Annotated in this window: 8 protein-coding genes; 4 read left to right on the top strand and 4 right to left on the bottom strand. The window is 73.9% G+C overall.

Annotation, left to right across the window (positions count from 1 at the left end; genetic code table 11):
• The first annotated feature begins 144 nt into the window (after positions 1-144).
• Positions 145-2,982, top strand: coding sequence for an SbcC/MukB-like Walker B domain-containing protein (locus ACZ5XS_RS09800; protein ID WP_468649518.1), 2,838 nt, complete (start codon positions 145-147; stop codon positions 2,980-2,982).
• Between the two features lie 13 nt (positions 2,983-2,995).
• Here the strand turns inward: ACZ5XS_RS09800 and ACZ5XS_RS09795 are convergent, their stop codons facing one another.
• Positions 2,996-3,442 carry an Lrp/AsnC family transcriptional regulator gene (locus ACZ5XS_RS09795; protein WP_468649516.1) on the bottom strand — a complete coding sequence of 149 codons (447 nt, stop codon included), beginning with the start codon at positions 3,440-3,442 and terminating at the stop codon, positions 2,996-2,998.
• Between the two features lie 123 nt (positions 3,443-3,565).
• Here ACZ5XS_RS09795 and ACZ5XS_RS09790 point away from each other — a divergent pair, with 123 nt between their 5' ends.
• Together ACZ5XS_RS09790 and ACZ5XS_RS09785 are read left to right on the top strand one after the other, a co-directional pair.
• Positions 3,566-4,054, top strand: coding sequence for a rhodanese-like domain-containing protein (locus ACZ5XS_RS09790; RefSeq protein ID WP_468649514.1), 489 nt, complete (start codon positions 3,566-3,568; stop codon positions 4,052-4,054).
• Between the two features lie 43 nt (positions 4,055-4,097).
• Entirely contained in the window at positions 4,098-4,613 is a 516-nt protein-coding gene (locus ACZ5XS_RS09785; protein ID WP_468649512.1) for an immunity 21 family protein, read from the top strand.
• A gap of 140 nt (positions 4,614-4,753) precedes the next feature.
• Here ACZ5XS_RS09785 and ACZ5XS_RS09780 read toward each other — a convergent pair whose 3' ends face one another.
• Both ACZ5XS_RS09780 and ACZ5XS_RS09775 read right to left on the bottom strand, forming a co-directional pair.
• Positions 4,754-6,445, bottom strand: a complete 1,692-nt coding sequence (locus tag ACZ5XS_RS09780) for a DUF885 domain-containing protein (RefSeq protein ID WP_468649510.1) — start codon at positions 6,443-6,445, stop codon at positions 4,754-4,756.
• Between the two features lie 33 nt (positions 6,446-6,478).
• Entirely contained in the window at positions 6,479-6,973 is a 495-nt protein-coding gene (locus ACZ5XS_RS09775; protein WP_468649508.1) for an Lrp/AsnC family transcriptional regulator, read from the bottom strand.
• Between the two features lie 58 nt (positions 6,974-7,031).
• Between ACZ5XS_RS09775 and ACZ5XS_RS09770 the strand changes: the two genes are divergently transcribed.
• On the top strand, positions 7,032-8,273 hold the full coding sequence (locus ACZ5XS_RS09770) for a trans-sulfuration enzyme family protein (protein WP_468649506.1): 1,242 nt from the start codon (positions 7,032-7,034) through the stop codon (positions 8,271-8,273).
• Here ACZ5XS_RS09770 and ACZ5XS_RS09765 read toward each other — a convergent pair.
• Positions 8,248-9,702: a GNAT family N-acetyltransferase gene (locus tag ACZ5XS_RS09765; protein WP_468649504.1), complete on the bottom strand. Its 1,455-nt coding sequence runs from the start codon at positions 9,700-9,702 to the stop codon at positions 8,248-8,250. The genes ACZ5XS_RS09770 and ACZ5XS_RS09765 overlap by 26 nt on opposite strands.
• Positions 9,703-9,759 lie beyond the last annotated feature (57 nt).

Genomic DNA, 9,759 nt, shown 5'->3' with positions numbered 1-9,759 from the left:
CTCTGGTGATTCCTGTCTCCCTCTTTGCCTTTCTCGTCTCGGTCCTCTCCCCCGCCCCCCCCCCCCCCCCCCCCCCCCCCCCCCCACGCCGCGGCCGGTACGCGGACCGCGGTCCGCCTCGAACTCACCGTCGCCGGACGCCGGTTGGAGGTCACCCGGCAGCCGCCCTGGGCGCGGCCGAAGAAGCGCGGCTCGGGCACGACGCTCGACAAGGCCCAGAGCTGGCTGCGCGAGTACGACGCGGCGGCCGGCGCCTGGAAGGACCTGAGCCGCTCCCATCAGGAGATCGGCGAGGAGATCACCCAGCTGCTCGGCATGAGCCGTGAGCAGTTCTGCCAGGTCGTCCTGTTGCCCCAGGGCGACTTCGCGAGGTTCTTGCGTGCCGACGCCGAGGCGCGCGGCAGGCTGCTCGGCCGCCTCTTCGACACCCACCGCTTCGCGGAGGTGGAGAAGCGGCTCGCCGAACGCCGCCGCGTCACCGAGACCCAGGTGCGTGACGGGGACTCCGAGCTGCTCGCCGACGCGCACCGCATGCAGCAGGCCGCCGGTGCCGCCATGGAGCTGCCGGAGCTGACGCCGGGCGAGCCCGGCCTGGCCGATGCCGTCCTCGGTGCGGCCGCGATCGCCCGCAGCACCGTCCGCGAACAGCTGACCATCGCCCACGGCCGCCTCACGGCCGCCGAGTCCGCCCAGGCGGCGGCCGACCGGACGCTGGCCGACGTACGCGAACTGGCCCGCCTGCAGCAGCGGTTCGCCGACGCGCGGGACCGGGCCGCCCTGCTGGAGGAGCGCGCCGACGGCTACCGCCAGGCCCAGCAGCGCATGGAACGGGCCCGCAAGGCGGAGGCCGTGGCGCCCGCGCTGGACCTGCGGGAGGCGGCGGACACGGAACACCGGCGGGCCGCGGCGGCGGAGGCACGCGCGCGTGCCCTGCTGCTGGACACTCTCGAAGACGGCGAGGCGGATTTCCCGCCCGGCGCCGTTCTCCGCGAAGGGCAGGCACCTGCCGGACCCAGGGACGCCGGTGCCGACCCGCACACGCCTGCCCGGCCGACGGCGGCTTTCGCCGACGCCGGTGCCGCCGGACTCGCCGCCGCCGCGCGGCGGGCCGCCGAGGAGCTGGGCGGGCTGGAGTCCGCCCGTCGCGGCGAGCGTCGGCTGGCGGAACTCGTCGCGGAGCGGGCCGCGTTGGAACGCCAGGAGCGGGATGACGAGGATGTCCGGCAGGAGGCCGAGGCCTGGCTCGCCGGGTGGGAGACGACCCGGGCCGCACTGCAGAGCCGTATCGAGTCCGCGCAGGAGGCCGCCGCCAGGGCCGAACAGCTCGCCGTCCAGCGCGAACCCGCCCAGCGGCGGCTCCGGGCGGCCCGGCAGCGCGACCGGTTCGCGGTCGACACGGACGCAGCGCAGCGCCAGGCACTCGCCTCGGCCGAACAGGCCGTACAAGCCCGCGCCCGCTGGCTCGACCTCAAGGAACAGCGCCTGAACGGCATCGCCGCCGAACTGGCCGCGAACCTCGCCGACGGCGAGCCGTGCGCCGTCTGCGGAGCCACCGAACACCCCGCCCCCGCCCGCAAGATCGCCGGGCACGTCGGCCGCGAGGCGGAGGAGAACGCCCTCGCCGCCTACCAGAGCGCCGACGAACAGCGCGCCGAGGACGAACGGCGCCTGGGCGTCGTGCGAGAGGCACTGGCCGCCGCCACCGCGGAAGCCGGCGACTCGCCCACAGACCGACTCGCGCAGGAAGCCGACGAGTTGGAACGGCTCTACGCGCAGGCACGCCGGGACGCCTCCGTGCTGCACCCCGCACACGAGGAGCTGCGCCGGGCCCAGGCCGAACACGAGCAGCGGACCGCCGCCCGGCAGCAGGCGGCCGTCCGAGCCGCCTCCCGGGTCGGCCATCGCGAGCGGCTCGACCGCGAAAGGGCCGCCCTGGAAGAGGAGTTGGCGCAGGTTCGTGGCGCCGCCGGCAGCGTGGCCGCACGGGCCGCGCAGCTGGAGCGGCGGGTCACGCTGCTCACCGACGCCGCCGACACCGCGCGCGCCGCCGACGACACCGCGCAGCGCCTGAAGGACGCCGACGCCCGTCTCGCGGACGCCGCTTTCCGCGCCGGGTTCGACACCCCGCAGGCCGCGGCCGCCGCCCTCCTCGACGAGGCGGCCCACCGCGAGCTGCAACGACGGCTGGACGCCTGGCAGTCCGAGGAGGCCGCCGTACGCGCCGTCCTCGCCGAGGCCGACACCGCGGCCGCCGCCCGGCAGCCCGCGGCCGACCTCACCACGGCGGAACAGGCCGCGGCCGCCGCGGCCCGGCGGCTGCGCGAGTCCGCCTCCGCGCGCGACGCGGCGGCCCGCCGCTGCACCGAACTCGACCGCCTGTCCGCGCGGGCAGCCGCGGGAGTACGACGCCTTGCGCCCCTGCGCGAGGAGTACGACCGCGTGGCCCGCCTGGCGGGCCTGGCCGCCGGCACCTCGGCGGACAACGAACGCCGCATGCGGCTGGAGTCGTACGTGCTGGCGGCCCGGCTGGAACAGGTGGCCGCCGCCGCGACCGTACGGCTGCAGCGCATGTCGTCCGGCCGTTACACCCTCGTCCACTCCGACGACCGCAGCGGACGCGGACGCAGCGGCCTCGGACTGCACGTCGTCGACGCCTGGACCGGCCGGGAGCGGGACACGGCGACGCTGTCCGGCGGCGAGACCTTCTTCGCCTCGCTCGCCCTCGCCCTCGGCCTCGCGGACGTCGTCACCGACGAGGCGGGCGGGGTCCGCCTGGACACCCTCTTCATCGACGAGGGCTTCGGCAGCCTCGACGACCAGACCCTCGACGAGGTCCTCGACGTCCTCGACTCGCTGCGCGAACGCGACCGCAGCGTCGGCATCGTCAGCCATGTCGCCGACCTGCGACGGCGCATCCACGCGCAGCTGGAGGTCGTGAAGGGGCGCTCGGGGTCGGTGCTGCGGCAGCGGGGCGCCGGATAGCGCCGCGCCCGCGTCAGCGGCCCACAGGCCGCCGGGGCAGCGGCGAGGAGTAGACGACGCTCGTGGTCACCGAGCCCAGCGCGCCGATCTTGCCCGCCACCTCTTCCAGATGGCGCATCGAACTCGCCGTGACCTTGATGACGAAGCAGTCGTCGCCCGTCACGTGGTGCGCCTCCAGGATCTCCGGCGTCACCTCGACCAGGTCGTGGAAGGGCTTGTAGTTGCCGTTCGGGTAGCGCAGCCGGACGAAGGCCAGGATCGGCAGGCCGAGCCGCTCGGGGTCCACGACGGCCGCGTACCCCTTGATGACGCCGGCCTCCTCCAGCCGCCGTACCCGCTCCGTCACCGCGCTCGGCGACATGGACACGGCACGGGCCAGCTCGGCGAAACTCGCCCGGCCCTCCCGCTGGAGGACCTCGAGGATGCGCCAGTCGGTGGCGTCCGGGGAATACACGGTCATGTCCGAGGAATAGCAGGGGAATCCCCGGCCTGACAAGGCCTACGCCGAGGAATGCCACTTCAGGTTCCCGGTCACCGGCCGTAGATTTCCGATCACGGAGAACGACCACGGAAGGGCCTCGACATGACCATCACCCCCGAGACGACCACCGCCGACGCCGTCCTGCGCGTCGCCCCCGCCGCTCCGGCCGAGGCCGCCGCCTACTTCCGGGCGAGCCTCGTCTTCCACGCCGACGTGTCCGACGTCGCCGCCGCGCTCGCGGCCGACGGCGAACCCGGCTTCGTCGTCCTCGACTCCCGCTCCACCGAGTCCTGGGACCGGGGCCACGTGCCGGGCGCGGTCCATCTGCCGACCGCGCTCATCCCCGAGCAGGCCGAGCAGCTTCTCGACAAGTCCGTGCCGGTGGTGACGTATTGCTGGGGTCCCGGCTGCAACGGCGCCGCCCGGGCCGCCCTCGCCCTCGCCGAACTCGGCTACCGGGTCAAGGAGATGCTCGGCGGCTTCGAGTACTGGGCGCGTGAGGGCTTCGAGTTCGAGACCTGGCAGGGCCGCGGGCGGCGCGCGGCCGATCCGCTGACCGCGCCGGCGGACGCGGAGAACTGCGGCTGCTGAGGCCGCGGTCCGGTGGACTTTGCGGGAGTGTAGGTTCTGGCGCATGGTGCGATACGCGGAGCCGGGCACGGTGGACTGGGTGGAGTCGGGCGGCGGTCCGCTCATAGCGGTGCCGGAGACGGTCCTGCCGTTCTGGGCGGGAGCCGACGGGGACGAGACGGCGTCCGACTACGACCGGGCGTGCGAGGTGGACGGCTTCATCGGCCTGCTGCCCGTCGGGGACAGCGCCGCGCTGGTGTTCGGCGACGATCCCGCCTCCACCGCCTACCTGCCGGACCACCAGACCTTCGTACGGTGGTCCGCGGCCGACTCCGAGGCCGCGCTCCTCGCGGAGGTGCCGACGGCGCTCGACGCGGCGGCCTGGGAGCCGGAGGTGTACTGGAAAGTGCCCGGCGCGGTCCTGCTGTTCGACGCGGCCTGGCCCGGCGCCGCCTCCGCACGCACCGACCACGTGCGGGTCGTCCTCGATCCCGGCCGCTACGCCGTCCGCGCGGCGCAGGTGAGGCCCGGCCCCGAGACGTGGCTGGGACTTGTCCAGCTGCGGCGGCTGCCGGACTGACCGCGGGTGCGGTCCGGCCCCTCGGCGCTCACCCCGTCCCGCCCCGTCCCATCGCGCGGCTTGCGACGGACGAGGCGGGCCGGGGCACCGGTGACATGATCGGCTCGGCGGGTGGACAGCGGCGCCGACGCGTGGAAGGGCTACAGCTGCGACAGCTCGTCCACCAGGTCGTCAAGTCCCAGCGAGCCCTGCGAAAGAGCCGCCATGTGCCAGGCCTTGAGGTCGAAGGCGTCGCCGTGCCGCGCGCGGGCGTTCTCCCGGCCGAGCAGCCAGGCCCGCTCGCCGAGCTTGTAGCCGATGGCCTGTCCCGGGATCGTCAGATAGCGGGTCAGCTCGCTCTCCACGAAGTCCGCCGGACGGCTGCTGTGCGCACCGAAGAACTCCTGCGCCAGCTCGGGCGTCCAGCGCTCGCCCGGGTGGAAGGGGGACTCAGCGGGGATCTCCAGTTCCAGGTGCATGCCGATGTCGACGATGACCCGGGCGGCCCGCATCATCTGCGCGTCGAGGTAGCCGAGCCGCTGCTCCGCGTCCGTGAGGAAGCCGAGCTCGTCCATCAGGCGCTCCGCGTACAGCGCCCAGCCCTCCGCGTTGGCGCTGACCATGCCGATGGAGGCCTGGTAGCGGGAGAGGTCCTTCGCCACGTGCGCCCACTGGGCGAGCTGGAGGTGATGGCCGGGGACGCCCTCGTGGTACCAGGTCGACACGAGGTCGTAGACCGGGAAGCGGGTCAGGCCCATCGTCGGCAGCCAGGTGCGCCCGGGGCGTGAGAAGTCCTCCGACGGGGGCGTGTAGTAGGGGGCCGCCGCGCCGCCGGGCGGGGCGATCCGGGACTCCACCTTCCGGACCCGCTCGGCCAGTTCGAAGTGCGTGCCGTCGAGCGTCTCGATGGCCTGGTCCATCAGGCCCTGCAACCAGTCGCGGACCTCGTCTACGCCCTCGATGTGCTTGCCGTGCTCGTCGAGGTGGGCGAGCGCCACCCACGGCGTCTCGGCGCCGGGCAGGATCTTCTCGGCCTCCTGCTTCATCTCGGCGAGCAGCCGGTGGTACTCGGCCCAGCCGTACGCGTACGCCTCGTCGAGGTCGAGGTCGGTGCCGTTGAAGTAGCGGGACCAGCGGGCGTATCGCTCCCGGCCCACCGTGTTCGGGGCGCCCTCGACGGCCGGCGCGTAGACCTCGCGCATCCAGTCGCGGAGCCCGGCCACGGCCGCGGTCGCCGTGCGGGCGGCCTCGTCGAGCTCGGTGCGCAGCGCGTCGGGGCCGGCCGCCGCGAAGTCCTCGAACCAGCCGCGGCCCTTGCCGTCCGTGTCGGACCACTCGGCGAGCTGCTCGACGAAGGTGGCCGTCGGGCGTGGGCTCGCGTACAGCTTGCGCTCCAGGCCCAGGGTGAGGGATTCGCGGTAGCCGGCCAGGGCGGTGGGCACCGCGCGCAGCCGTTCGGCGACGGCCGTCCAGTCCTCGTCGGTCTCCGTCGGCGTGACCGTGAAGACCTCGCGTACGGAGTGCGCGGGCGTGGCCATGTTGCCGACCGAGCGCAGGCCCTCGTCCGCCTCGTGCACGGCGAGCTCCGCACCGAGCCGTTCACGCAGCAGCCGCGCGCACCGGCGCTCGATGTCACTGTCCGCGCCGGGCTGTCGCTCGGCCTCGTCGAGCCTCGCGAGTGTCGTCCGCTGGAGTTCCGCGAGCGCCTCCTGGCCCGCGGGCGAGAGGTCGGGCAGCCTGCTGGAACTCTCCTTCACGCCGAGATACGTACCGGTGACCGGGTCGAGGGCGATGAGCTCGTCGACGTAGGCGTCGGCGACCTCACGGGGCAGCGGGCTCTTGGTCTCAGACATGGGGACCATCCTCGTACGACGGGTCGCCGCACGTCACCCGGATTGAGCCGACGGCGTAGCGGGTGGGAGGAGGGGTCCGCAGTCCCACTGCTGGAAGATCAACCGGGTCTCCACGCGGGCCACTTCGCGACGGGACGTGAACTCGTCGATGACCAGGCGTTGCAGGTCGGTCATGTCCGCGACGGCCACATGGACGAGGTAGTCGTCCGGGCCGGTGAGGTGGAAGACGGTCAGGGACTCCGCGAGCGCCCGGATCCGCTCCACGAAGGGACCCACCAACTCCCGCCGGTGCGGCCTGACCTGCACGGACAGCAGCGCCTGAAGGCCACGGCCCAGCTTGGCGGGGTCGAGCCGCAGCTGATGGCCGAGGATGACGCCCGCGCGGCGCAGCCGGGTCACCCGGTCCAGACAGGTCGACGGGGCGACGCCGACCTGCGCGGCGAGGTCCCGGTAGGTGGTCCGGGCGTCGTTCTGCAACAGCCGCAGCAGATGCAGGTCCACCGGATCCAGTACGACAGATTCGGACATCGGCCGAACGTAGCACGGGCATCCACCCCGTGCCCCGTCCGGTGTTCACCCTTGCGTCATGGACACAGCGAGCAGGGAGGCGTCGTCGTACGACGCCGTACGCACCGCCAGGAGAGCCCTGGCCACCGAGGCCGTCCACGCCGGCCGCGACGACCTCGCCCGGCAGGGACTGCACGCCCCGCCGATCGACCTGTCCACCACCTATCCCTCGTACGACAGCCGCGGCGAGGCCGCCCGGATCGACGCCTTCGCGACCACGGGCGCCGAGCCCGAGGGCCCGCCCGTGTACGGGAGGCTCGGCAACCCGACCGTCGCCCGCTTCGAGACCGCCCTGGCCCGTCTGGAGGGCACCGGGGCCGCGGTCGCGTTCGCCAGTGGGATGGCCGCGCTGAGTGCCGTCCTTCTCGTGCGGTCCTCCCTGGGCCTGCGGCACGTCGTGGCCGTACGCCCGCTGTACGGCTGCAGTGACCACCTGCTCACCGCCGGGCTGCTCGGCTCCGAGGTGACCTGGACCGACCCGGCGGGGATCGCGGACGCGCTGCGGCCGGACACCGGCCTGGTGATGGTGGAGTCCCCGGCCAATCCCACGCTCGCCGAGGTGGACCTGAGGGCCGTCGCCCACGCCTGCGGCTCGGTGCCGCTGCTCGCGGACAACACGTTCGCCACACCCGTCCTCCAGCGTCCCGCCGAGCAGGGCGCGAGGCTGGTGCTGCACAGCGCGACGAAGTACCTCGGCGGGCACGGGGACGTCATGGCCGGGGTCGTGGCCTGCGACGAGGAGTTCGCCGGGCGGCTGCGGCAGGTCCGGTTCGCCACGGGCGGTGTGCTGCATCCGCTGGCCGGCTATCTGCTGCTGCGCGGTCTCGCGACCCTGCCGGTGCGGGTTGGGGCCGCGTCCGCGAACGCCGCCGAACTCGCCCGGCGCCTCGCGGCCGATCCGCGTGTCGGCCGCGTCCACTATCCGCGCATCGGCGGCGCGATGATCGCCTTCGAGGCGGAGGGGGACCCGCACGAGGTCATCGGCGGCGTCCGCCTGATCACCCCGGCCGTGAGCCTCGGCAGCGTCGACACCCTCATCCAGCACCCGGCGTCCATCAGCCACCGCATCGTGGCCGTCGAGGACCGGCGTGGCGCCGGTGTGAGCGACCGCCTGCTGCGGCTGTCGGTGGGTCTGGAGGACGTCGAGGACCTGTGGGAGGACCTGGACCGGGCACTGGGTGAACGGTCCGACAGGGTCTGTCGGACCGTTCACCGGGCCAAAGAGCCCGCGGAGCCTAGTCCCGCACGGTCTCCTCGCTGAACTCCCGCTCCCGCTCCTGCTCGTACGGCGGCCGGGCCGCGGCCGAAGCCGCGTCCAGGCGGGCGGTGATCACCAGGGTGCCCTCCTCGATCTGGTAGTCGAGGGGGAGGCCCAGGCCGCGCATCGCGGCGACCATGCCGGTGTTGGACGCCTGCGTCACCGCGTACACGCTCGCGCAGCCGGCCTCGACGGCCATCGCCACCAGCCGGCCGAGGAGTTCGCCGCCGATGCCGCGCCGCTGCCAGGCGTCCTCGATGAGCAGGGCGACCTCCGTCTCGTCCCCGTCCCACAGCAGGTGGCCGAGCCCGACGACGCGTCCGGAGGCGGTCCGCACGGTGAGGGTCCGGCCGAAGCGGGGGCTGAGCAGGTGGTTGAGGTAGCGGTCGGCGTCGCCGACCGGGCCGTGGTACCGCATGCCGAGAGTGCGCTGCGAGCACCGCTCGTGCATCGCCTTCGCGGCTTCCAGGTCGCCCGTGTCGGCCCGGCGCACGGTGATGTCGCTGCCCTCGGGGAGCGTCAGCACGTCGTGGCTGCGCGGCACCCGCGGACCGAGCTGCGCGTCCAGCTCCATCAGGGCCCGCACCCGCGCGAACTCGGTCGGCGTGAACGGCAGGTACGGCCGCTCCACGGTGATCACTCCGCCCTCCGGCGCCCGCAGCCGCATCACGGTGTCCTCCAGGACCCCTTCCGCGGGTACCGCCTCCGGCCCTTCGCCGCGTCCGGCCACCGGCTTCGCGGGCTGCGAGCGGATGGTGCAACGGCCCAGCAACTGCCGCAGTGCGAGCGGCAGTTCCGCCGCGTCCAGGGCCGTGCGGGCGGCGAGGCCCAGGACGCGGGTCGGCGCGTCCACCAGGTCGTGGGCGTCCGCCCGCTCGATCCAGGTGTCGCTGCCGCCGGCCAGCGCGACCGCGTGGGTGATCTCGCTGCCCGCGAGGTCGCCGGGGGCGCGCAGCAGGAACTCGTCGACGGTGCCGTCGGCCAGCGGGTGCGTCTGCAGGCTGAGGATGTCGACGCGCTGCCCGGCGAGGGCCGTGCACAGGGCGGCCAGCGAGCCCGGCGCGTCCTTCACCGTGGTCCGCATCCGCCACAGCGTGCTCTCCCCGGCCACCGGGTCCTCCGTCGCCGACGCCTGGTCGGACGGCCCGGCCTGCTGCCCGGTGGACAGCGGCCGGGCACCGGTATCGCCCGTCGGGGGTGCGTGACCGTGGCGGCGTGACCACCATGTGTGGAACCCCGCCGTGGCGACCAGGACGATCGCGGAGATCGTCAGCAGCGCGGGGCCGTCGGGGCCGTGCCCGACCAGGTTCGCCACGGCGTCCGCCACCGCCACGGCCGTGAACAGGGCGGCGAGTTCGACCACGTCGCGCCGCCAGTGGTGGACGGGCCGACCGTTCTTGGCGCGCGTCACATCGGACATTTTTCGAGTCATGCAGCCACTGTGGAGGAACGGTGTTGCGTGATCACGAACGCTTTGTGACTGATCGGT

The organism is Streptomyces sp. NPDC033131 (assembly GCF_055578365.1).
This window is presented reverse-complemented; position numbering and strand designations above follow the sequence as displayed.

Excerpts from the sequence above, each read along its gene's own strand:
- ACZ5XS_RS09795 (WP_468649516.1), bottom strand. The coding sequence starts at position 3,442 with ATGACCGTGTATTCCCCGGACGCCACCGACTGGCGCATCCTCGAGGTC.
- ACZ5XS_RS09790 (WP_468649514.1), top strand. The coding sequence starts at position 3,566 with ATGACCATCACCCCCGAGACGACCACCGCCGACGCCGTCCTGCGCGTC.
- ACZ5XS_RS09785 (WP_468649512.1), top strand. The coding sequence starts at position 4,098 with ATGGTGCGATACGCGGAGCCGGGCACGGTGGACTGGGTGGAGTCGGGC.
- ACZ5XS_RS09780 (WP_468649510.1), bottom strand. The coding sequence starts at position 6,445 with ATGTCTGAGACCAAGAGCCCGCTGCCCCGTGAGGTCGCCGACGCCTAC.
- ACZ5XS_RS09775 (WP_468649508.1), bottom strand. The coding sequence starts at position 6,973 with ATGTCCGAATCTGTCGTACTGGATCCGGTGGACCTGCATCTGCTGCGG.
- ACZ5XS_RS09770 (WP_468649506.1), top strand. The coding sequence starts at position 7,032 with ATGGACACAGCGAGCAGGGAGGCGTCGTCGTACGACGCCGTACGCACC.
- ACZ5XS_RS09765 (WP_468649504.1), bottom strand. The coding sequence starts at position 9,702 with ATGACTCGAAAAATGTCCGATGTGACGCGCGCCAAGAACGGTCGGCCC.